This is a genomic window from Ruegeria sp. HKCCD6157, from assembly GCF_013110685.1.
In the GTDB taxonomy this organism is placed as follows: domain Bacteria; phylum Pseudomonadota; class Alphaproteobacteria; order Rhodobacterales; family Rhodobacteraceae; genus Ruegeria.
Genome location: NZ_WVRB01000003.1, coordinates 353637 through 377048 on the forward strand (window position 1 = coordinate 353637; position 23412 = coordinate 377048).

Genomic DNA, 23412 nt, shown 5'->3' on the forward strand with positions numbered 1-23412 from the left:
TGACCTCTTGCCAGCAAGCGGCTTCGCAACAAACACACCAAACACCCCGGGAGGGTCACAACGGATGACTGCAAGGCCGCTCGATCATATTCGTGTCCTCGATTTTGGCCAGTACCTGGCTGGTCCACTGGTTGGCATGATGCTTGCTGATTTGGGGGCAGAGGTGATCCGCATCGACCCGCCCGGTGGCCCGCGATTGAAAGAACCGGCCACAGACATGCTGTCACGCGGCAAAACCGCCGTGACGATCGACCTCAAATCCGAAGGGGGTTTGCAGGTCGCGCGCGAATTTGTGGCGCGGGCTGACGTGGTGATCGAGAACTTCCGGCCCGGCGTGATGGAGAGGCTGGGCCTCGGTCCGAAAGCTCTGCGCGACATAAATCCGCGCATCGTGTCATTGTCATTGCCGGGGTTTGCCTCAAATGATCCCGCGCTGGCCGATCTTCCGGCGTGGGAAGCCGTGATCGCGGCCCGTACCGGGCAATTCACGGATATGGGGCTGAACCGGCGCCTGATGGGCATCAACCCATCCTTTTCACCTTTGACGCTGGCATCCGCCTATGGCGCTTCATTCGGCGCGATGGCCGTGCAGTTCGCTTTGGCTGCACGTGACCGAAACGGAGGCGATCACATCGAGGTGCCTCTGGCTTCGGCTTTGCTGGAAGGGTTGGTGTATAACTGTGAGCAGATTGAGGACTATCCCGAACGCTACAAGTCCCCTCGCGAAGTGGAACTTGACAGGCGCGCAGCCGAAGGCTTGCCAACGGATCTGAGCTTTGCGGAACTGGAAGAGTTCCTGGACCCTTTCTATCGAACTTATACCTGCGCCGACGGGCGTGGGTTCTATGTGGTGGCGGGCAGTGTGAAAACACATCCCCGGCGGGTGTTGGAGACGCTTGGCCTCAAAGACCTTGCCGATCAATTGCCGGACTTCGACGCCTATCTCGATACCGCAGACTGGCCGGATGAATGGTCGCTGCGCAACTACCCCGTCGGAGCAAGGGATCGCGCGCGTGTATCCGACGCAATGAAAAAGGCCTTTCTGACAAGGCCCTCTCATGAGTGGGAAGCCCTTTTCGGGTCTGCCAAGGCGCCCGGAACGGCGCAACGGTTCAGCAAGGAATGGCTGGCCGATCCGCACGCTTTGGCCTCGGGTCTGGTGTTGGAGGTAGAGGACCCGCGTCGTGGGAAGATGAAGCAGATGGGAAATGTTGCGTGGCTTGCGGATGATGGCGCTGCGCTGGTCAAAAAACCGGGCCCCGTTCCCGATGACGCACCCGTTTCAACGATCCTTGCCGAACCGCCGCGCAGCGGACCGCCAGCCGCAAGCGGCCAGGGCTGGCTGGACGGGTTGAAGGTGCTGGACCTGACCAACGTGATCGCCGGTCCGACGATCGGGTCCACGCTGGCGCGATTTGGCGCTCAGGTGACATCCGTTCAGCCGACAGAGCCATCAGTCGATCCGTGGAACACCGTGTTTTTCGGTCTGCACGCACATCGTGGAAAACAAAGCGTTTTGCTGAACCTGAGCTCGGATGACGGGAAGCGGGCGTTGCGACGGCTCATCGACTCCTCGGATATCATCACCATGAACGGCACGGATGAGCAGCGCGATGCCCTGGGGTTGAGCGCGGAAGAGCTGGCGGCGATCAACCCCCGCCTCATACTGGTGCAACTCGATGCCTTTGGCGGTCCTGCGCGCGGACCCAAATCGGACCATCTGGGGTATGACGACCTGGCGCAGGCCGCGACAGGGGTCATGGTGCGTTTTGGCGGTGGCATGGCCACGCCCGAAGAGCATGCTCATTTCGGTACGATTGACGTTCTGACCGGCTATTGCGCATGTGTTGCGCTTGGTGCGGCCCTGCTGAGATTGCAGAAAACCGGAAAAGGCGGGATTGCGCGGGCTGCGTTGGCGGCGGCCGGCAACCTCATTCAGGCGCAATTGATGCATGATTTCGAAGGCCGCGCGCCCTTTGACGAACCAGCCGGGCGCGCAGCTATGGGCTGGGGACCATTCTACCATTGTTACCGCGCGGCTGACGGGTGGATGTTCTTTGCCGCACCCGCCGAAGAACGCGAAGCCCTGCGCCGTGTCTCGGACCTCGCCAGTATGGCCGATATACCGGAGAAGGAATTGCCGGATGCGCTTGCGGATCATTTTGCAAGGCAACCTGTTGATTACTGGCAAAAGGCGTTTTCCGGTTCTTCCAGCACCGTCATGCCTCTGGGATCGTTGCATGACACGCGCGACGCCGTGTTGCAGCCGGAAAGTGCCGGGAATATCGACCTGATGCGGGGAACGTTCAGCGTCATTCGGCATGACATGCATCCAATGGGCCGGTGGTGTGATCTGGTTGCCCCAAACGCCGTGCGACCCGAACGCGCCCGGATCGTCATTCCCGGACCGATGCCGAAATACGGTGCGGATACACGCAGCATTCTGCGAAGCGTCGGTTATGCAGATGAGGATATCGACGCGATGATCTCTGCTGGACCGGCCGCCGAAAGCTGGTCGGAAAAGTACTTGCCCGAGTAGTCGACCAGCCACAGATGGCTCGGAAATCAAGAAGATATGCCATCCGCCGCCGCAGGCACGGGGTCCCCGGCCCGGCGACGGGTGGTATCCGCCGTGACAAGCTTTGGGCTGGCACGCGCGCGACTTGCACAGAATATTCTACCGCTTTGCCAACGTTTTTTTTGCATGTCTTGCGGCAAGAACCGTCCTAGGGTCGGCAAAGCACAGCTTTGCACACACAACGAAACAAGAACCACTGACCATGAGCCAAATATCAGAGAGCCTGCTGAACCAAATCCGCAGCCGCTTTGCCCAGATCGATCATTGCCCCGAACAGGGTGAGCGGATCTTTTTCGAGAATGCCGGAGGCGCACTGACATTGAATTCAGTGTTGGAAAGTTCGGTTCGTTACGCCGCCATCCCGGACAACCAGGGGCGCGACAATCCGGGATCCCATGCGCTGGTCGCCACGATCAACGCGGCCAAGGCGGATATGCGGGATTTCATGAACGCATCCCGCGGGCAGTTCTTTGTGGGTGAAAGCGGTACAGAGCTGTTGTTCCGGCTGATCATGAACGCATGTCTGGGAACGGGTCCGGGCGTTGTGCTGGGATCCACATTGGAACACCCGGCGACTCGTTCGGCCTGTGATCGTTGGGCCCGCATTTCCGGGCAAACCCACGTTTTGGTGCCCCATGATGACGCCACCGGTACCGTCTCGGCCGAAGCCTATGCCGTGGCCGTGACACCGGATACCAAAGTGGCGACGATCCTGCATACCTCGCCGGTGACGGGAATGGGAGTTGACGTCGCTGCCGTTTCTCAGGCCATCCGCGCCGTGGCTCCGGATTGTTTCATCATCGTCGATGGCATTCAGCACGCAGCGCATGGCCGGATCGATCTGACCGCCTATGACGTCGATGGTTATGTGATTTCGCCCTACAAGGTGTTTTCGCGTCATGGCTACGGCGTGGCCTGGATCTCTGATCGCTTGACCGCGCTGGAGCACAACGCCTTGCTGGATGGCCCCGCGGACAATTGGGAAATGGGAACGCGCGACACCGGAGCTTATGCCACGATGTCCGACGTCGCATCCTATTTCGAATGGCTGGGCAGTCAGGTCAGCGATGCCGAAGACCGGCGCGGCAAGTTTCTGGCGGCGGGTGATGCGATCCATGCGCAGGAAAAGGCGCTGACCGACGCGATGATCCACGGCACCGGCAACCTGAGCGGCCTGGCCGAGATGGAAAAAGTCACCATTCTGGGCGGGGCCGACAACCCGGCACGAGAAGGTCTGGTATCGCTGCGTGTCGAAGGCGTGGCCTCGTCCGAGGTCGTCAAACGGCTGAACGAACACGGTATCCGCACGCATCTGCGCAAGGCGGACCACTATTCCGGCAATATCCTGACACCGCTTGGCTATGATGCCTGTGTACGGGTCTCGATGTGTCACTACAACTCGATCGGCGAAGTCGCCAAATTCCTTGCCGTCATGAAAGAAATCGCCGCCTGAGCCGCGCCATATCCAAGGACATTCCCTCATGAAAACCCATGCACAAGCTGTTGTCATCGGCGGCGGCCTTGCCGGTACGTCGATCCTGTATCACCTTGCCAAGCTTGGCTGGACGGATTCGATCCTGCTGGAACGCGACGAGTTGACCAGCGGATCGACCTGGCATGCGGCGGCCAACATCCACGGTCTGCATGACAACAACAATATCACCCGCATCCAGCACTATACGATGAACCTGTACAAAGAGCTGGAGAAGGAAACCGGCCAAAGCTGTGGTGTGTTCCAGCCCGGATCGCTCTATCTGGCCCAGACCGAAGAGCGCGAGCAACAGTTGCGTCTGCAAGAGGCGAAGGCCCGGTTCTATGGGCTGAATTTCCACGAGGTCAGCCGGGAAGAGGCCAAAGAGCTGCACCCGCTGGCGCAGTTCGATGACATCCGCTGCATCATGTACGAACCTGATGGCGGCAATGTGGACCCGTCCGGCGTACCGCATGCCTATGCCGCCGGGGCCCGTGCGATGGGGGCCACCATCGAACGGTTCTGCCCGGTGATCGCCACGGAACAGCAACCCGATGGCAGTTGGATCGTTCGTACGCCCAAGGGTGATATTCATACCCAATGGGTGGTCAACGCCGCGGGCCTCTGGGGGCGCGAGGTGGCGGCGCTGGCAGGCTTGACCCTGCCGCTGCAACCGACCGAACATCAGTATTTCGTGACCGAAAGCATCGACGAAGTGGCCAGTCTGGGCCGTCGTCTGCCGTCAATCGCCGACCGGGACGGCGAGTATTACTTCCGACAAGAGGGCAACGGCCTGTTGATCGGGGCCTATGAGAAAGACATGAAGTTCTGGGCCGAAGACGGCACGCCGCTTGACTTCGCGCATGATCTGTTCCCCGACGATCTGGACCGGATCATGGAAAACGTGATCCGCGCCACCGAACGCGTGCCCGTTGCCGCCACAGCCGGGGTGAAACGGGTGATAAACGGCCCGATGATCTGGTCGCCCGACGCCAACATGCTGTGGGGGCCGGTGCCCGAGGTGAAGAACTATTTCCTCTGCGGTGGTCTGATCCCCGGCTTCTCGCAATCCGGGGGGCTGGGGCTGCTGGCGGCGCAATGGATGATCGAGGGTGAGCCGCAATATGACATGTTCGCCTGGGATCTCGCCCGCTTTGGCGACTGGGCCGACAAAAAGTTCACCAAGGCCCGGGTCGAAGACGCATATACCCATCGGTTCAAAATCCACTTCCCGAATGAAGAACGCAGTGCAGGCCGCCCGGCCCGTGTGCGCCCCGCCTACGAGATGCAGAAACAGATGGGCTGTGTCTTTGGTCTCAACTGTGGTTGGGAACACCCGCTTTGGTTTGCCGATGAACCCGGCACCGAAGAGACCACTGGTTTCACCCGCCAGAACTGGTTTGATCCGGTCGGGCGCGAGGTTCAGATGCTGCGCGACAGCGTGGGCGTGATCGATATCTCGAACTTCGCCAATTACGTGATCAAGGGGCCTGGTGCCCATGACTGGCTGGACCGACTGGTAGCCAATCGCGTGCCGACCGAAATTGGGCGCAGCTGCCTGACGCCGCTGATCTCGGTCCGCGGTGGCGTGGCGGGGGATTTCACCATCACCAAGCTGGCGGAAGACGAATATATGATGATTGGCTCCGGCATGGCTGAACGCTATCATCAGCGCTTCTTTCAAATGGTGGAAATGCCTCAGGGCACAACTCTTGACGTCGCAACGGACCGCATCGCCGGGTTCAACATCGCCGGCCCGAAATCACGCGAGGCGCTGGCGCGTCTGACCAATGCAGACCTTTCCAACGAAGCGTTCCGCTTCATGCGGTCGCGAAAGATCACCGTTGCAGGTGTTGATTGCGTGGCCATCCGGGTCAGCTTTACCGGCGATTTGGGTTGGGAACTGCACTGCGCCGAAACCGATCAGGTCGCGCTTTACTCTGCATTGCTCGAAGCCGCCGAAGACTGCGGTGGCGGCCCCGTGGGTGGACGGGCGCTTGGGTCGCTGCGCATCGAAAAGGGTTATGGATCCTGGGGGCGGGAATATTCCCAGGAATACTGGCCGCAAGAGGTCGGGCTGACGGGCCTGATCAAGCTGGACAAGGATTTCCTGCACAAAGACGCCTATCTGTCCATCAAGGACAAAGCTCCGCGCGAGGTCCTGTCCATCTTTGAACTGGACGTGACCGAGGATGCCGACGCCACCGGCAGTGAGCCGATCTTTACACCCGATGGTGTGCCTGTCGGCCGTGTCACTTCGGGGGCGTACGGGTATTCAGTCGGGAAATCTCTGGCTTTGGGTTTCCGCAACCCCGAGGTGGCGCAGCCAGGGGATGAAGTGGTGATCCATGTGATTGGCAAACCGCATAAGGCTCGGGTGCTGACAGAGGCGCCGTTCGATCCTTTGGGCGGCAGGCTGCGCGGCTGAAACAACCGGCCCGCCCGATCAAGCTCATCCCATAGCCACAGATCTCATCCGCGATCTGTGACTATGGGATGTGCAATTTGCTTTCGAACCGTTCGACAGGGTCCGCCTTGGTTTCGGGATGCCACTGTTTCGCGGCCGGTGCGCAAACCTTCAGACAATCAACCGCGCGCGCTGCGATCTGATCCGCGATTTCGGTTGTGTTGACCGGATTCAAATAGAAGGCAGGCACAGGGGGCAGGATGATGGCTCCCATTTCTGCGGCCGCCGTCATATTGCGCAAATGCGCCAGTGTCAGCGGCGCTTCTCGTGTCAGCAGTACCAGTGGGCGTCGTTCCTTGAGCTGAACGCCCGCCGCGCGTGTCAGCAGGTTGTCGTCCAGGCCATGCGCGATCGCACCCAGTGAGCGCATGGAACAGGGCGCGACGATCATCCCGGATACCGGCACCGAACCGGACGCTATACTGGCCCCGATATCGGCGGGCGCGTGATGACGGGTTGTCGACTGCCGCAGTTCCTTCAGGGCATCCGGGCCGCATTCCTGCGCAAGCGTCAGACGGGCGGCGGGGCTGACGACCAGGTCGATTTCGATATCCGCTGATGTCAGATGTCGTGCCACCGCAAGGCTCAAAACCGCACCGGAAGCGCCTGACACTCCTAAGACTACTCGGGTTTTCGTCATGTTCTCAGCTCTGGCATCAATCTGTCTATCAGGTCTTCCGCAAATGCGTGATCAACCTTTTCGGTGCGCATGACCGTCCCCCATTCCCGCCCTGTTTCACTGCCTGTTTTTGTCGTGGCGTCGATGCCAAGCTTTCCGGCCAGACCGGGTTCGGGTGAGGCGAAATCCAGATAATCCATGGGTGTCCTGTCCAGGATCATCACATCACGGCCCGGGTCCATTCGCGTGGCAATCGCCCAGGCGATATCGTCCCAGTTTCGGGGGTCGATATCGGCATCTACCGCAACGATCATCTTCGTATAGCTGAATTGCGGCAGCATCCCCCAAATCGCCATCATCACACGTCGGGCCTGACCCGGATACCGCTTGTCGATGGCGACGATGGCGATGCGATAGGAACAGGCGGCAGGCGGCAGCCAAAGGTCGTGTATTTCGGGGATCTGAGCGCGAATGGTCGGCAAGGCCAGGCGATTGAACACTTCGCCAATGATGGCAGGTTCGTCAGGCGGGCGTCCGGTATAAGTCGACAGATACAGCGGCGCCTCGCAATGGGTCACGGCCGTGACATGCATCACCGGAAACGGCTCGGCGGGATTGTAGTACCCGGTGTGATCCCCAAACGGCCCTTCGGGAGCTGTCTCGCTTGGCGACACCCAGCCTTCCAGGACAATCTCGGCATCTGCCGGTACGAGCAGAGGGACGGATTTGGCCGGAACCAATCGTGGCCGGTTTTGGTTCAGGGCCCCGGCAAATGTCAGTTCAGACACCATTTCGGGCAGGGGCAGAGCCGCCGACAACAAGGTCGCGGGGTTTGCGCCCAGAACGATTGCGACCGGCGTCTTTTCGCCGTGCTGCGCCCAACTGCGATGATGAGCGGCCCCGCCGCGATGTGGCAACCAGCGCATGATCAGACGGTTCCGGTCCAGCACCTGAACGCGATAGACGCCGGCGTTGTAGGTCTGTGCCGCGTCGGGTTCGCTGCTACGGGGCCGGGTGATGACCACAGGCCAGGTGATCAGAGGCCCCGCGTCCCGGGGCCAGTGTGTCTGGATCGGCAGCGCTGAAAGATCAACATCGGCTTCGCAGTTGCAAACCTGCTGAACAGCGGCGGTTTTGACCTGCTTCGGTCGTGTGGACAATGCGGCCTTCAGCATCGGCCACCGGGACAGAGCATCCCGCAACCCGCCCGGCGGCGTCGGGGCCCGAAGCGCGGCCAGAAACGCGCCCAGATCATCCAGCCCATCGGAAGAAACGCCCAGTCCGGCGGCGACGCGTTCCGAAGTGCCGAACAGGTTGACCACAACCGGTATGTCGCACTGCCCCGAAGGCACGCCCGTCGGCGTGTCGAATTGCAACACGGGCCCATTGGCCTCTAGCACGGCGCGGTGGACAGCGGTCATTTGATGGCGCACGGAAACCGGTTCGGCGATGCGCCTGAACTGCCCTGTTTCTTCACACCATTTCAGAAAATGTCGAAGGCTGGGATATGGCGGCAGAGTGCGAATGGGTTTGCTCCGGCGGTGGTGCCCACCCTCTAGCAGCGAAAGAGACCGGTCGAATTGACAACCGTCAAGTCCCGGGCGCCGGGGCGGCTTTAGGAAGGCTGCACCGGTTCACTTTGTTGAGACAGCAGGAGGTCTGTTTGTCCGATCCCCGAAACCCGATACCGCGTTGCCCTGCCGCTTTGGCCGCGGCCCTGCGGTTTGTTCCGCTTGCACCTTTGTCGCTGTCACTGACGGCGTTTTCCCGCAAAATAACCAAGAAACACCCCGACTTGCTCAACCGGCTCGGTGAATACAGCCAGGCAGCCTTTGTGCTTGATCCAACGGATCTGCCAGTTGTCCTTCTGCTTGAACCGAATGACGGCGCACCGAGAATAAGACTGAGCCGCGGGCACGTCGACGGGGCCGCGCGAATTTCGGGCCCACTGGCCGCGCTCTTGGGGCTGGTGCATGGTGCGTTTGACGGTGACGCCCTGTTTTTTTCGCGCGATCTGGTGATCGAGGGCGACACAGCCGCGGCACTGGCGCTGCGCAACGCAATTGACGACGCAGAGCTGGACCTCGCGCACGAGGCCGCAGCCCTTTCCGGCCCGCTTGCACGCCCGCTGAAGCAGATCATCGCCTTTGCAGAGCGTCGGACCGGCCTGTGCCTGACCCGACCCGAGGATGCGATACTATGGTAATGGAAATCGTTTGCCCGGCGGGAACGCCCGCGGCCCTGCGTGCAGCCGTCAGGGCCGGGGCTCACACGGTCTATTGTGGCTTCAATGACGAAACCAATGCGCGGAACTTTCCGGGGCTCAACTTTGACCGCGCTGAAATGCGGGCCGGAATTTCCTTTGCCCATGATCACGGATCGAAGGTGTTGATTGCAATCAATACCTTCCCGCAGGCAAGCAACGAAGGGATCTGGAAACAAGCGGTGGCGGATGCCGAAACCTGCGGTGCAGATGCTGTCATTCTCGCCGATCTGGGCTTGCTGGACTACGCCGCGCGACACCATCCCGGGCTGCGCCGACATCTGTCCGTGCAGGCCGCGGCGGCCAATGCTGACGTGATCAATTTCTATGCCGAAACTTTCGGTGTGAAGCGGGTGGTCTTGCCGCGCGTATTGTCCGTTCCGGAAATAGCCGCGATCAACTCTGAAACCGACGTCGAAACCGAAGTCTTCGTGTTCGGCGGTCTTTGCGTCATGGCCGAGGGGCGATGCTCGCTGTCCTCTTATGCCACCGGGTTGTCTCCAAACATGAACGGTGTCTGTTCTCCTGCCAGCCATGTGCAGTATCAAGAAGAACAGGGAGCGTTGAACGCGCGCCTTGGCGGGTACCTGATCCACCGGGTCGAACGGGATGAGCCCGCACCGTATCCGACTTTGTGCAAAGGGTGTTTTTCCGCAGGTGAAAAAACCGGGCACCTGTTCGAGGATCCCGTCAGCTTGAACGCAGAACGGCTGATCCCGCAATTGCAAAAGGCAGGTGTGACAGCCTTGAAGATCGAAGGGCGCCAGCGGTCAAAATCCTATGTCGCACAGGTCGTTCGGAATTTTCGCGCCGCGGTCGATGCGCTGGAGTCAGGCCAGTCGATGCCCGAAGGTATGCTTGCGCGACTGTCCGAAGGGCAGGCCATGACGACCGGCGCTTACAAAAAGTCGTGGAGGTGATCCGATGGAACTGACAGTAGGTCCGAACCAGTTCTTCTGGCCCGCCGAAACCTGGGCTGCATTTTATGATGATCTGGCCCGATCGCCCGTCGACCGCGTCGTGCTTGGGGAACTGGTCTGTTCCAAGCGCTTGCCGTTTCACCAGGATCGTATCCCCACGGCGATTTCCCGGCTGGTGGAGGCGGGCAAAGAGGTTGCGCTGACAAGCCTGGCCCTTGTGACCCTGAAACGCGAGCGCAAACTCACCGCTGAGCTTGCAGAAATGGGCGTCATGGTCGAGATCAACGATCTGACCGCGCTGGCACATTTGCCCGGCACCTGCACGTTTGCCGCTGGCCCGTTGGTAAATGTCTACAACGAAGGCACTTTGAGATGGTTGGCTGCTCGGGGTGCGCGCCGGGTTTGTCTTCCGCCGGAATTGCCCATCGCTTCGGTCAAAACGCTGGCGCAAGCTGCCTCGGACTTGGGCGTCGCGATCGAAGTATGGGGACATGGCAGGTTGCCGCTGGCCATTTCCGGGCGCTGTTACCATGCGCGATTGCATGGGCGCAGCAAGGACAATTGCCAGTTTGCCTGCGAAGACGATCCCGACGGGTTGGACGTTCTGACTGGCGACGGCAAGCCTTTTATGGCCATGAACGGTGTGCAGACCCTGTCAGACAGCCATGCCTGTACGGACCATCAGATCGACCTGCTGAAACAGGCTGGCATCTCGGCGTTGCGTCTGTCGCCGCAATCTGGCGGATTCCTTCAGCTGTGCGAACTGTATCGAAAACGTATCGACGGTGATCTTCCCCAAGGAGAAGTGGAACGCGCCCTGCGTGGCGCTGATCCTGGTATTCGGTTGAGCGACGGGTTTCTGACGGGGTCCTGCGGTGCAGAATGGTCCGGTGCATCAAAGGCGGCTTCGATCTCGGTTTGATCGCGGCATCGGCACGACGTCCGCCGCGCCGGACGCGAATGAAACAGCCTATGCTTTGAACCCTTGGGATGAGTCCGGGTCTGTCCGGGTTTCTTCCTCTTGCACCCAGGTTTCGGCCTGCAAGACCCCGGGTTGCCCGGTGCCGATAATCCCCACGACCTGCACATCGCCGGTGTCGGTGGGCGCGGCTACCTGAACACGCCGGATCAATGCGAAAAGGGCGACCGCAATACCGATCGCCGCCAGAAGAAACGGAAGACCGCGCCCGCCGAACAATGAGATAGAGTTCGGCCCCAGCATGGTTCCCACCAGCAGGCCGACATTCAGCAGCAGCACCATCGTGCCACTGGCGGGAACGATCTGAGACAGCTTGAGCTGATCATTGGCATGCGCCGTCAGGATCGAATACGCGGGATACAGCCCGATTGCGATCAGGACAAAACCATAGACGATATGAGACGGCGAAGTATCGATGGCCATCCAAAGACTGGACAAGGTCGTAACGACACCCAGCCCGATGACGACATAGCGTCTGTCGGTGTGATCCGACAGCCAGCCTACGGGGTATTGCACCACCGCACCGGCGATCAGCGCCGCCACCAGCGCCCCTGACGCCTGCGCCGTCGTAAAGCCGTTTTGCAACGCATAAAGCGGCAACGAGATATAGGACGCGGCGACACCGATGCTAACCAGAACGATTCCGATGACTGCGATGGGCGAAACCTTATAAAGCACAGGAACCGACATGCGTTCCGGCGCGGCATACTCCGGCGCCTTGTTGCCCGACAGAAGAAGCGGCACGATCGAAAGCGAAATCAGGATGGAAACAAGCCCGAACAGCAGGTTCCCGGTAGGGTCGGGAAAGCCGACTATGGCGGTGCCAAGCGCCGGGCCGGCAAGCTGGATAATGAAATACAGCGACAGAACCTGAGCGCGCATGTTGTTCTCGGATTTCGCGTTCAGCCAGCTTTCGGTGATGACGTAAAGCCCCGGGTAACAAAACCCGCCCAACAGACGCATCACGCTCCAGCTGATCGCGTCGCTGGTCAGCAGATGCACGATGGCCGCAATCGAAACCAGCGAGGCGAGGGCCGAAAATGCCCGAATATGCCCGACATTTTCGACCAGCCTCGGGGCAAGTGCCGTCCCCGCAAGCGCGCCCAAGGGATAGCTTGCCTGCATGACGGAAATCGTGAAGTCACTAAAGCCCAGACTGGCCCCCCGGATCGTCAGCAACGTCGCCAACAGACCGTTGGCAACCATCAGCATGAACATCCCCAGGAACAGTGCCCAGTTTTCGTTTAACGCGCGTATCATGGCCAACCGCTACTGATGCGGGTCCGGCCTGTATACAACTCCTACGACATCGGGATGTCGTTTGATGGAACTTCTCCGTTGCAGGCCACCATGTCGGATTCAACCGTCCCAGGGCCCATTGCAACTGGGCTTTGGGCTGAGCTTATTGGCCTCTGTGCCCTCAGGAATTGCAGCTGAGCTACACGTTGCCTTGCATGATCCGGGCATAGATATCGGGATCCGTCACGCCTTCGGAACCGATCGTCAAAACCCGAGACTGCGGCGTCAATCCAAGCTTCTGAAAAAGCTCGGGGTTGTTGGCTGCTTCGATCAATGCAGCCAATCCGGCAACGCCGCTCTCTCCGGCTTCGATCGCCGGATCACTGCCTTGCGGACGCGCCAGACGACGGACGGTGGGCGGTATCAGCTGATCGTCGATTGTCAGAAAGTCCGACGCTTCGCTGCGCAAAACCTCCCACGCCATCGGAGACGGCACCCCGCAGGACAAACCCGCCATGATGGTCTCTTCATCGATATCTACGGACGCGGCTTGCCCCTGCCTTGCGCTTTCGAACAAACACGCCGCCAGATGCGGTTCCACGACCACGACGCGCGGCGCGGCATCACCCCAGGCCTGACGCAAAGCTGCCGCAACCGCCGCGGCAAGCCCTCCAACTCCACCTTGCAGAAAGACATGCGTTGGTGCCGCGTCCATTGCATCCACGACTTCCTTGACCATGATGCCATAGCCCGACATCACGTCGCGCGGCGGGTCGGTGTAGCCTGGCCAGGATGTGTCCGAAACCACGAACCAGCCGTTCTCGTCGGCTTCCCGCCGACACTGATCCACCGAAGCGTCATAGTCTCCATCGATGCGCACGACGTCGGCCCCGAGTTCGCGCATGGCCTGCGCGCGGCCTTCACTGACTTCGGCGTGAATGTAGATCCGGCAAGGCGCGCCGAACCGCTTGCACCCCCACGCGAGGGACCGACCGTGGTTGCCATCGGTTGCCGAAACAAGCGTGATACTGGCAACCATGTCGGCGCAGCGGCCAGTACGGATATCTTCCAATGAAACGTCCTGACCGGTCCGGCGCGATATTTCACGTTGCAGAACACGCAAGGCGGCAAAGGCCCCCCCCAAGGCCTTGAAACTTCCAAGACCAAACCGGGGACCTTCATCTTTGTAGAAAACCTCCGCGACGCCGATCCCGGCTGCCAACGCGGGCAAAGAATGCAGAGGCGTTGGCGCATACCCCTCCCATTGGGTGATTTCCCGTGCTGCGCGATCGAAACCCTGTTGTGTCAAAACGGTTTCGGCAGCGGGGCCAAAGCTCGGCCTGCCTGCCTGATGGGCGATGATTTCTGTCATGGTCGTGTATCCTGTCAGGGGGTCAGCGGCAGGCGCTGCCGCACCAGCTCTGCCCAAAGTTCTGCACCCAGCGGGAGCAGTTCATCGTTGAAATCGTAATCAGCCGAGTGCAGCGGACGGCCATTTGATCCTTCGGTCCCGTTGCCGATAAGCAGGAAACACCCGGGCACAACGGCGGCAAATTCGGCAAAGTCTTCCGAGAAAGACATCGCAGAGCGGTCTCCGTCCACCTCAAGACCCATGGCCGCCGCCGCTGAAACGACATGCGATGCGGCGTCGGCATCATTGTTTGCCTCGATGAATTCGGTACGGAAATCCACACTCACCTCGACGCCATGGCTTTCGGCCACACCGGCTGCGATCTGGCGCATGCTGCGCTCGATCAGCTTGCGGTCTTCCGGTAACATGGCCCGCGCGTCACCTTTCAGCACAGTGCGCCCCGGAAGGACATTGCGCTGCCCGTCGGTGATGAACTCTGTCACCGACACCACGGCGCCGGATGAAGGTGCAAGCTTGCGTGAAACGATGGTTTGCAGGGCCAATACCAGTTCCGCCGCAGGCGTGATCGTTTCGCGCCCGACATGCGGCATCGAGGCATGACCGCCCTGACCGGAAAGCGTGATTTCAAACAGGCTTTCACTGCAACAGATGACACCGGCGCGGGTGGAAACCCGCCCGACAGGCTCACCCGGAAGATTGTGCGCGCCGTAAACCTCATCAATCGGGAAGGTCCGCAAAACCCCTTCATCGATCATCGCCCTTGCCCCAAGCCCATGCTCTTCGTTGGGCTGGAACAGAAAGACAACCGTGCCGTCAAATGCCGGATCCTTGGCCAGCAATTCGGCGGCCCCAAGCAGCATCACCGTGTGGCCATCATGGCCACAGGCATGCATTACACCTGCGTTCTGCGACTTGTACGCAAACGTGTTGACCTCGGTGATCGGCAGCGCGTCGAAATCCGCGCGCAGCCCGATGGCGCGATTGCCATTGCCCGCCTTCAAGACGCCCACGACACCGACCCCTTCAAACACCTCGATGCCCAGGTTGTGCAGATGCCCGGCAATCCGGGCCTTGGTCCGGACTTCCTGAAATCCAAGCTCGGGGTTGCGATGGAACTCGTGTCGCAACGCACGCAGACGTTCTGTCAATGCTGTCACGGCAAAACTTCCCCTTCGACGTGTTGCTTCACATGTGTGAAACAAGTTTATTGCAAGTGACCTGAAAAAAGGGCTCTAGTTGGTGGCCAGAGATGCAAGTTTCTTTCACATGACGCAATTGGATGACTTTGACCGCGCGATCCTGCGGATTCTGCAACAAGACAACAGAACCACGCAGCACAAGATTGGCGAGGCCGTAAATCTGTCCGCACCCTCGGTGCAGCGCCGTATCCGCCGGATGGAGGCCGAGGGCGTGATACGAGCCAATGTGGCCGTCGTTGACCCGGTGGCCGTAGGTCTTCAGCTTACCATCTTCGTTGAGCTTGAACTGGTCAGCGAAACCCCGGACGAGATTGATGCCGTCAAGAAAACCCTGCTGAATGCTCCGGAAGTCCAGCAATGCTTTTACGTGACCGGAGAGGTGGATTTCATGGTTGTCGTGGTCGTCGAAAGCATGGCGGTTTACGAAGATTTCACCCGCAGGATGTTCTTTGAAAACGGAAATATTCGAAAGTTCAGAACCTTCGTTTCCATGGATACCATCAAATCCGGCAGTGCTTTGGGGTTCTGACCGGCACCTGGTGCAACGACAGACCCGTCCAGACATGTCCGCGCAGGCCTGGACCATTCGGTTGGGCTGACAGGACTGCAAAGGCAAGTCCCGCCACGGGTCTCAACGCAGTTGTTCCAGGGTGTTTTCAACTACATTCCATTGCGCGGAATGACATGCGCGTTCTCTTCTTCAAAGATCAGCTCCTCTCCCGACCATGCCTTCAGGCGCGAGATCAAATGAAACTCGGTGGCCGTTGCCCGTTGTTCGGAATAGGTCCAGATCCTGTTTTTCAGCGTCAGATGTTTCAGCTGATTGGGTTGCAGCAGTACATCGCATGAGTACCCATCGTTTTTTGAAACCATTTACGTCAGTCGACCAACTTCGCTGTCCTGAATCGGGCATGCAAAAAAGCAGCGTTTCGGCAGTGTCGGGTGGCATATGGCGCTTCGATATAGGGGCGAGCGGAGGAGCTCTTGGCCGATTGAAAGCAGAATGGGAAATCTCCGTAAAACGCCTTGTGAACCAGGGCCGCGATGTTTCACCAAATGCGCTGGCCGAGGCGCGCAAGACAGGAAAGAAAAAGCATCGGTGAAAACGTCCTATCCGCAAGGCGCTGGCAACCGCTTGTCACGTCTCCGAGCACCGGACATAAGCGTGCTAGTGGGCTGAAAGCCCCCGCGCAGCAGGCTGGCAATTATTCGATGATTGAAGGTCCGGGCTGGCGGTTGGTGTCGTTTCCCTCTATCGCCCAACCGGAACATACCTTTCGTGACAGGAGACAGCAGTCGTGACTATCACTCGGATCGAGACCGGCAAACGCATGAGCCGCATCGTCAAACATAACGGAACCGCCTATCTGTGCGGTCAGGTTTCCGATGCCGCAACCGTTGCGGATCAAACCCGTGACATCCTTGCCAAGATCGAGGACCTTCTGGCCAAGGCCGGCAGCGACAAGACGCGTATCCTGCAATGCGTGATCTGGTTGTCGGACATGGCCGACTTTGCCGAAATGAACGCGGTCTGGGATGCCTGGGTGCCAGAGGGCCACGCCCCGGCCCGTGCCTGTGGCGAGGCGAAACTGGCCCGTGATGTTCTGAAGGTCGAAATGATCGTTACCGCAGCCTGCGATTGATCCGCGCGGCCTCGCGCCGTGTGCAAATTTCAGGTACGGGCGGGTTTGGGCCTTGGAAACAAGACGCCCTGTCCGCGTTCCTACTGTACCTGAGAATGCACCTTTACCAGAGTTTCCAGAAACAGCTTGGCCACGCGTGTTGGCGCAGGTTGTTTTCTGGCCACGGCCGCGAAACGGGTTCTGTATTTGATCTCTTTGGGCAGGACCTGTTTCATAAGCCCCTGTTCGACGAATTCCTGCGCCAGATGATCGGGAAGAAACCCAAGGTAGCGACCTGACAGTATAAGAATGACAAGGGCTTGTTCGTTCTGCACTTTGGCCGCACGTCGAAACCCCAGTTGTTGACCAACGATGAGATTTGGAGAGTTCACGTTCAGGCCGGCATAGTTGAACTTGCGAAGAACACTCAGCTTCAATTCTGGATCCGACCGGTCAAACAGGGGGTGTTCCTGCCCACAGTACAAAAACATGTTTTCCCCATAGAGCGGTGTGTAATCCAGGCTTGCCGATGGTCGGTGCAAAGCGATGATGCCGACATCCAGATGCCCGGTGATGACCATTGTCTCAATCACGTTTGGGGGTTCCAGCGACAGCTCGATGTGAACCGCCGGTGCGGCCTCATTGAACTTGTGAATGGTGCGGGCAAGTTGGGCTTCGGGGTTGGTTGTACATTGATCGAAAAGAGCCACGCGAATACTGCCGGCCAGTTGTTGTTTGACTTCGTTGACCTCGGTTCTGAACTGCGCCACGGAAATAAGCAGGTCTTCCGCCGCCGCCAGCACCTTCTCGCCGTCTTCCGTCAGTGAAAACCCCGACGGCCCCCGGTTGCACAGCTTCAGGCCAAGCCTCAGTTCCAGATCAGACAAGTGTTTCGAGATCGTCGATTTTCCGATGTTCAGCTCGATCTCGGCGGCCGTGATACCACCACTTTCCGCAACGGTTTTGAACACGCGCAGCAGACGAATGTCCGTGTCGCCGATCCGTGTATCAAGTTTGTTCCGACTCATATCGTATGTTTGAGATTAATGAAACCTTTCGCGCAAATATTAACAACGACGAAACCATTTTGGCAAGTTAGCTTCGTGTCGCCGAGGTAGAATCGGACTGGCCTATTTCTCCCCAGGTCAGCGCGCACCTCGAAACACGACAAATGGGAGGAAATCCATGTCATTTATCAAAAAGCTTGGCACTTTCAGCGCAGCCGTTTCCGTTGCCGCACTGATGGTTGCAGGCACGGCCGAGGCGAAGAATTTCAAGATCGCTGTCGGCGACAGCGCGGGCAGCGCTCAAGAGGCGCTGGGGCTCGCTTTCGTAAAAGCGCTTGAAGAAAAATCAGGCGGTGAGCACACCGCGACGCTGTTCCTGAACGGTCAGCTCGGTTCCGAGCAGGACACCGTGAACGAGGCCGCCATCGGCACGCTGGACATGTCACTGCTGGCAATCAACAACATCACGCCATTCTCGCCGTCGGTCGGCGTTTTCACTCTGCCCTATGTCATTCTCAGCTTGGAAGATGCCGAAAAATTGACCCAGGGTCCAATCGGTCAGGAACTGATCGAAAACACCATCCGTGATGCCGGCGTCCGCATCATCGGCTGGACGTATACCGGTTTCCGCCGTCTGACGAACTCGAAGAAGCCGGTCAAATCGGTTGCGGATTTGCAGGACCTGATCATTCGCGTTCCCAAAAACGAAATCATGATCGAAACCTACAAGGCATGGGGCATCAACCCGACCCCGATGGCCTGGTCGGAAACCTTCACCGGCCTGCAGACCAAAGTGGTTGACGGTCAGGACAACCCTTACCTGACGATCAATGCGATGAAGTTCTACGAGGTTCAGGACCACGTCACCAACCTGCGTTACATCTTCTCGATCGAACCGCTGATCATCTCGGAAGCCGTGTTCCAGGACCTGTCCGAAGAGGAACAGCAAATGATCCTGGAAGCAGGGCAGGAAGCCACTCAGGTCTCGGCCCAGTTCCTGCGGGACTCGGAAGCAGCCATCAAGGAAGAGCTGACGGCCAAGGGGATGGAAATTATCGACCCCGAGAACGACGAAGCCGAGTTCATTCAACTGGCGACCGAAGCTGTATGGCCGCAATTCTACGAGTCCATTGGTGGTGTCGAGAAACTGAATGCAGTTCTCGAAGCCATCGGCCGCGAGCCGGTCCAGCAATAATCGTCGCACGGCGATACCGGGAAGAGCGCTGCGGCGCTCTTCTCATTTCAGGGAGGAGTGAAACCACATGTTCTGGAAACTTCTGGACAACATAGAAAGTGTCATCTGCCGGATCCTCTTATCCGGCTTCGTCTGCCTTTTGTTCGTGCAGATCATCGCGCGCGAAGTCTTCGGCTTTTCGATTAGCTGGATCGAGGAGCTTTCGGTCTACATGTTCGTCTGGTTCGTCTATTTCGGCGCAAGTTACGCCGCTCTGAAAGGTGCGCATAACCGCGTGACATTCCAGTTCAAGTTCCTGCCCGAAGGGTCGATCAAGTACATCGAAGCCTTCGCCGATCTCTTCTGGCTCTTCTTCAATGTCTACTTCCTGTATCTGGCGACGGATTTTGTCTTCAACAAGATGAACAAGTTCTGGAAGTCCCAGACCCTGGGTATCGAGATGAAGTACATCTACATGGTGCTGCCCATCGCGTTTGCGCTGATGACCGTCCGCATCATTCAGGTGAATTACCGCCGCCTTATCAAGGGCGAGGATATTCACGATCCCGATCAGATCGACCTCGACGAAATCAAAGCTGCGACTGAAGCAGCAAAGAAATCCTAAGGGCAGGGGGATAAACCATGGAATCCGAAATCGTCACAATCCTGTTTGGGTCTTTCCTGTTTCTGCTGCTCATTGGCGCGCCGATCACGGTGGCGCTGGGTGTGGCGTCGCTGGTCTCATTCCTCTACCTGGACGAGAACCCGATCAAATTCGTGCAGATCGCCTTTACCTCGGTGGGTGCTTTCCCCCTGATGGCGTTGCCTGCCTTCATTCTTGCCGGGGCCCTGATGGAGGCCGCCGGTATCTCGAAACGCCTGATCAATGTTGCTGAAAGCCTGGCCGGTCCTTTCACCGGCGGTATTTCGGCTGCGACGGTCATGGCATGTCTGTTCTTCGGCGCCATTTCGGGCTCGGGCCCGGCAACAACCGCGGCCGTTGGGATGCTGATGATCCCTGCGATGATCGACCGCGGCTATGAGCGCGGCTATGCCTCGGCGATCACTGCGTCCTCTGGCGGCCTTGGGATTATCATTCCTCCCTCTATCCCGATGGTGATCTTCGGCATTGCCGCGCTCGGTATGGCACCGCCGCCGGAAGCCGTGGAAAAGTTCGGTTCCTTCCAGTCGGTTTCAATCTCGAAACTGTTCATCGCCGGATTCGTCCCGGCCTTCCTGATCGCCACCAGCCTACTGATCCTGAACTTTTTCATGTCGAAAAAGCGCGGCTACAAGGGCGTTTCCGAAGGTTGGTCGATCCGTCACGTGGGTTGCGAAATGTATCGCGGTTTCTGGTCGCTGATGGCGCCGCTGGTGATCCTGGGCGGTATCTATACCGGGTTCTTCACCCCGACCGAGGCGGCAATCGTAGCAATCTTCTACACCCTGTTCGTGGGCGTGGTTATCTACCGCGAACTGACCTGGCAGTCGCTGTTCCAGTCGCTCGAGGCCACCACCTGGCTGACTGGGCGTGTTCTGCTGATCCTGTTCACCGCGACGGTGTTTGGCCGACTGCTGGTGGAAAACCAGATCCCGGCGATCATCGCGGATTCGATGCTCAGCTTCACGGACAACCTCTATGTCATCTGGACGCTGATCATCTTCTTCCTGCTGTTCGTCGGCATGTTCATGGAGACGCTGGCCACCATCCTGATCCTGGTTCCTGTGATGCTGCCGGTGGCCTATTCGGTGGGTATCGACCCGATCCACTTTGGCGTGGTGATGGTCTGCACGCTGGGTATCGGTTTCCAGACGCCGCCGCTGGGCGAAAACCTGTTCATCGCGTCAGGTATCTCGAACATCACGATTGAACAGATCTCGTTGCGTGCGCTGCCCTTTGCGGCCGCCAACACGATCGCGATCTTCATCATCGCCTTCTTCCCTGAACTGTCGCTGTGGCTTCCACGGCTGTTCGGCTACTGACCCGAAAGGATGACGACATGAAACAACTGGTCACAAACATCCTCTTTGCCACTGACCTGTCCGAAAACTCGGGTCACGCCATGCGCCATGCCGCCAGCATCGCGCAGGCCACGGGGGCTGAAATTCACGTGCTGCATGTGAATGAGCCACTATCGGACGATGCCAAGATCACGATGGAGATCTTCATCCTGAATGAAGAGACTCGCAAAACCGCCGCTGCGCGCCGTCACGAGATGGTGCGCCAGGTTCTGGCCGAACGGCAAGCCAAGTTCTGGGCTCAGTTCGATGGTGACGATGAGAGAATTCGCGATCAGGTCACTTCGGTCGAGGTCACAGATGGCCACCCGGCCGAAGTGATCCTGCGCCGCTCGGTCGAACTGGGCTGTGATCTGATCGTGCTGGGCGCGCATGATCACGGCTTTTCGCATACGTTTCTGGGCACCGTCGCAAAGCGTGTTTTGCGGCGCTCCAAGATACCGACACTGATCGTTCCGAACCCGGACGAAACGTAACAACCCCACTGACAAGGAAGTACAAAATGAGCGAGACCCTGACCGCGCAGGACCTGGCGGACACGTTCGACGCGTTCAACCGCCACGACATCGACGGCGTGATGACCCACTTCGCCGACGACTGCGTGTTCTACACCGTGGCCGGTGACGAGAAATACGGCAACAAGATTGAAGGAGCAGAGGCCATCGCCGCCGCGTTTTCAGGCGTCTGGGCAGGCATGAAGGACGCCCATTGGGATCACCACGGCCACTTTGTCCACGGTGATCGCGCCGTGTCGGAATGGACGTTTTCGGGAACAGATGCAGACGGCATGCGGATCGAAGCGGAAGGTGCGGATTTGTTCACCCTGCGTGACGGGAAAATCGTCGTAAAACAGGCGCTTCGCAAAACGCGCCCCATGTTCAAGGCCTGATCCGCCGCACTGCGCGCAGCTTCGGAGAAAAACAAGAATGGTGGACAACAGCATCCCGCGTCATTGGCCCAAGGCCAGCTATGACCCGAAATATGACCCCATCATCGATGCGGGCCCCGGTCACAATCGCGACCACGCGCCCACATACTGGATCGGAACGGCCGGTACGCCCCCGGCCGATGACGGTCCGGTGTCCAGCGATATGGATGCCGATGTAGTGGTGATCGGGTCGGGTTATACCGGCCTGTCCACCGCCATTCACCTTGCCAAGGAACACGGAATCCAGGCGGTTGTTCTTGAAGCGAATACCGTGGCCTGGGGGTGCTCGACGCGCAATGGCGGGCAGGCCCAGATCTCATCCGGGCGGCTGAAACGGTCGCAATGGATTCAGCGCTGGGGCACGGATGTGGCCAAGGGCATGCATGCCGAAGTCACTGAAGCTTTCGAGTTGTTCAACGATCTCATCGCGTCGGATGACATCGACTGCGAACCGCAGCCGGGTGGCCATTACTATATCGCGCACCGTGAAAAGGTCATGCCGTCGCTCAAGAAAGAGAGCAAGCTGCTGAACGACGTGTTCGGCTACGGCTCGCGTATCATTTCCCGGGACGAACTGCATGAAAACCACGTGCGCGACATGGAAGCCGCAGGCGCGATGTGGGAGCCGGACGGAACGTGTATCCACGCCGGCAAGCTGGCTTTTGGCTATGTCAACATGGCGCGTAGGCTGGGTGTGAAAATCCACACCGGCAGCCCGGTCATGGGGTGGCAAACCAAGGACAGAGTGCATCATCTGCGGACGCCGGGCGGTATCGTGCGCGCGAAATCGGTGGCCTTGGCAACGGCCGGCTATACGCCCCCGGGACTCAACAACCGCACCAGGCACCGCTTGATGCCGATCCTGTCAAATTCGATGGTAACTCGGCCTCTGACCCGGGCCGAGTTGGATGAATGCGGTATTCAGACCAGTTCCCCCCTGACCGACACGCGCACGCTGCGCCACTATTACCGCCTGTTGCCGGACAACCGGATGCAGATCGGCAGCCGCAGTGCCGTGACAGGGCGTGATGCCGAGAACGGCAAACATCTGGACTTGCTGAAGAAGGGACTTGCCCGCAAGTTCCCGGCGCTCGAGGATATCAACCTCGACTACTCCTGGTGGGGCTGGGTTGATGTCAGCCACGACATGATGCCGCGCATTTTTCGGCCCGATCCAGATCAGAGCGTGTTCTATGCCATGGGCTACGGCGGCAATGGCGTCATGTACTCGGCCCAGGCCGGACGACGCATGGCGCAGTTGGTTGCCGGCAAAAAGGACAAGGCGTTTGAACTGCCGATCTTCACCTCCCCATTGCCGAGCCACGGCATCCTGACGCCTTTCCGCCGACTGGGACAGCGTATGGCGTATGTCGGCTATTACCTCAAAGACGAAATACTGTAACTCACAGGGGCTTCGGCGCCCTGAAAAGACAAGGAAGCACTCACATGAAGATGACGACGGAAGAGGCGTTTGTTAAGGTTTTGCAGATGCACGGGATCGAGCATGCGTTCGGGATCATTGGATCCGCGATGATGCCGATCTCGGACTTGTTCC

At 59.0% G+C, this 23412-nt stretch carries 22 protein-coding genes; 15 read left to right on the forward strand and 7 right to left on the reverse strand.

Going from position 1 to position 23412, the window contains the following annotated elements; translation table 11 throughout:
* Nucleotides 1-64: 64 nt before the first annotated feature.
* The 3 genes from GS612_RS13470 (at nt 65) to GS612_RS13480 (ending at nt 6477) form a co-directional block, all read left to right on the forward strand.
* A complete protein-coding gene (locus GS612_RS13470; RefSeq protein WP_171640985.1) occupies nt 65-2539 on the forward strand; it encodes a CoA transferase in 2475 nt (824 codons plus the stop codon).
* Nucleotides 2540-2780: 241 nt separating this feature from the next.
* Nucleotides 2781-4031, forward strand: a complete 1251-nt coding sequence (locus GS612_RS13475) for an aminotransferase class V-fold PLP-dependent enzyme (protein WP_171640987.1) — start codon at nt 2781-2783, stop codon at nt 4029-4031.
* 28 nt (nt 4032-4059) lie between these two features.
* Nucleotides 4060-6477: an FAD-dependent oxidoreductase gene (locus tag GS612_RS13480; protein ID WP_171640989.1), complete on the forward strand. Its 2418-nt coding sequence runs from the start codon at nt 4060-4062 to the stop codon at nt 6475-6477.
* 61 nt (nt 6478-6538) lie between these two features.
* Here the strand turns inward: GS612_RS13480 and GS612_RS13485 are convergent, their stop codons facing one another.
* A complete protein-coding gene (locus GS612_RS13485) occupies nt 6539-7156 on the reverse strand; it encodes a UbiX family flavin prenyltransferase (RefSeq protein ID WP_171640990.1) in 618 nt (205 codons plus the stop codon).
* Nucleotides 7153-8661, reverse strand: coding sequence for a UbiD family decarboxylase (locus GS612_RS13490; RefSeq protein ID WP_171641051.1), 1509 nt, complete (start codon nt 8659-8661; stop codon nt 7153-7155). The genes GS612_RS13485 and GS612_RS13490 overlap by 4 nt, the downstream gene beginning before the upstream one ends.
* Before the next feature lie 137 nt (nt 8662-8798).
* Between GS612_RS13490 and GS612_RS13495 the strand changes: the two genes are divergently transcribed.
* Genes GS612_RS13495 through GS612_RS13505 form a run of 3 tightly spaced genes read left to right on the forward strand, consistent with a single transcriptional unit; the run spans nt 8799 to nt 11240 of the window.
* The gene (locus tag GS612_RS13495; RefSeq protein ID WP_371809344.1) at nt 8799-9341 is read left to right on the forward strand and encodes an SCP2 domain-containing protein; all 543 of its coding nucleotides are present in this window, start codon (nt 8799-8801) and stop codon (nt 9339-9341) included.
* Nucleotides 9341-10318: a peptidase U32 family protein gene (locus GS612_RS13500; protein WP_171641053.1), complete on the forward strand. Its 978-nt coding sequence runs from the start codon at nt 9341-9343 to the stop codon at nt 10316-10318. Before GS612_RS13495 ends, GS612_RS13500 begins: the two co-directional genes overlap by 1 nt.
* Before the next feature lie 4 nt (nt 10319-10322).
* Entirely contained in the window at nt 10323-11240 is a 918-nt protein-coding gene (locus GS612_RS13505) for a U32 family peptidase (protein WP_171640995.1), read from the forward strand.
* A 48-nt stretch (nt 11241-11288) separates the two neighbouring features.
* On the opposite strand, the gene GS612_RS13510 is transcribed toward GS612_RS13505, so the two are convergent.
* The 3 genes from GS612_RS13510 to GS612_RS13520 form a co-directional block, all read right to left on the reverse strand.
* Nucleotides 11289-12557 (reverse strand): MFS transporter, encoded by a 1269-nt coding sequence (locus GS612_RS13510; RefSeq protein ID WP_171640997.1) that lies wholly within the window; start codon nt 12555-12557, stop codon nt 11289-11291.
* A gap of 178 nt (nt 12558-12735) precedes the next feature.
* Nucleotides 12736-13908: a diaminopropionate ammonia-lyase gene (locus tag GS612_RS13515; RefSeq protein WP_171640999.1), complete on the reverse strand. Its 1173-nt coding sequence runs from the start codon at nt 13906-13908 to the stop codon at nt 12736-12738.
* A 14-nt stretch (nt 13909-13922) separates the two neighbouring features.
* Nucleotides 13923-15065, reverse strand: a complete 1143-nt coding sequence (locus GS612_RS13520) for an amidohydrolase (protein ID WP_171641001.1) — start codon at nt 15063-15065, stop codon at nt 13923-13925.
* A 109-nt stretch (nt 15066-15174) separates the two neighbouring features.
* On the opposite strand from GS612_RS13520, the gene GS612_RS13525 reads away from it, so the two are divergent.
* Complete coding sequence (locus GS612_RS13525) at nt 15175-15636, forward strand: Lrp/AsnC family transcriptional regulator (RefSeq protein ID WP_171641055.1); 462 nt, start codon at nt 15175-15177, stop codon at nt 15634-15636.
* 131 nt (nt 15637-15767) lie between these two features.
* Here GS612_RS13525 and GS612_RS13530 read toward each other — a convergent pair whose 3' ends face one another.
* Complete coding sequence (locus GS612_RS13530) at nt 15768-15980, reverse strand: hypothetical protein (RefSeq protein ID WP_171641003.1); 213 nt, start codon at nt 15978-15980, stop codon at nt 15768-15770.
* A 38-nt stretch (nt 15981-16018) separates the two neighbouring features.
* Here GS612_RS13530 and GS612_RS13535 point away from each other — a divergent pair, with 38 nt between their 5' ends.
* Both GS612_RS13535 and GS612_RS13540 read left to right on the forward strand, forming a co-directional pair.
* Entirely contained in the window at nt 16019-16210 is a 192-nt protein-coding gene (locus tag GS612_RS13535) for a hypothetical protein (RefSeq protein WP_216603593.1), read from the forward strand.
* 195 nt (nt 16211-16405) lie between these two features.
* A complete protein-coding gene (locus tag GS612_RS13540; RefSeq protein WP_171117928.1) occupies nt 16406-16750 on the forward strand; it encodes a RidA family protein in 345 nt (114 codons plus the stop codon).
* Nucleotides 16751-16830: 80 nt separating this feature from the next.
* Here the strand turns inward: GS612_RS13540 and GS612_RS13545 are convergent, their stop codons facing one another.
* Entirely contained in the window at nt 16831-17757 is a 927-nt protein-coding gene (locus GS612_RS13545; RefSeq protein ID WP_171641006.1) for a LysR family transcriptional regulator, read from the reverse strand.
* 157 nt (nt 17758-17914) lie between these two features.
* Here GS612_RS13545 and GS612_RS13550 point away from each other — a divergent pair, with 157 nt between their 5' ends.
* The 6 genes from GS612_RS13550 (at nt 17915) to GS612_RS13575 (ending at nt 23259) form a co-directional block, all read left to right on the forward strand.
* Nucleotides 17915-18931, forward strand: a complete 1017-nt coding sequence (locus GS612_RS13550; protein WP_152460451.1) for a TRAP transporter substrate-binding protein — start codon at nt 17915-17917, stop codon at nt 18929-18931.
* Between the two features lie 67 nt (nt 18932-18998).
* Entirely contained in the window at nt 18999-19535 is a 537-nt protein-coding gene (locus tag GS612_RS13555; protein WP_171641009.1) for a TRAP transporter small permease, read from the forward strand.
* 17 nt (nt 19536-19552) lie between these two features.
* On the forward strand, nt 19553-20893 hold the full coding sequence (locus GS612_RS13560; RefSeq protein ID WP_152460449.1) for a TRAP transporter large permease: 1341 nt from the start codon (nt 19553-19555) through the stop codon (nt 20891-20893).
* A gap of 17 nt (nt 20894-20910) precedes the next feature.
* A complete protein-coding gene (locus GS612_RS13565; RefSeq protein ID WP_171641011.1) occupies nt 20911-21405 on the forward strand; it encodes a universal stress protein in 495 nt (164 codons plus the stop codon).
* Nucleotides 21406-21431: 26 nt separating this feature from the next.
* On the forward strand, nt 21432-21818 hold the full coding sequence (locus GS612_RS13570; protein WP_216597832.1) for a nuclear transport factor 2 family protein: 387 nt from the start codon (nt 21432-21434) through the stop codon (nt 21816-21818).
* Between the two features lie 37 nt (nt 21819-21855).
* On the forward strand, nt 21856-23259 hold the full coding sequence (locus GS612_RS13575) for an FAD-binding oxidoreductase (RefSeq protein ID WP_171641013.1): 1404 nt from the start codon (nt 21856-21858) through the stop codon (nt 23257-23259).
* Nucleotides 23260-23412 lie beyond the last annotated feature (153 nt).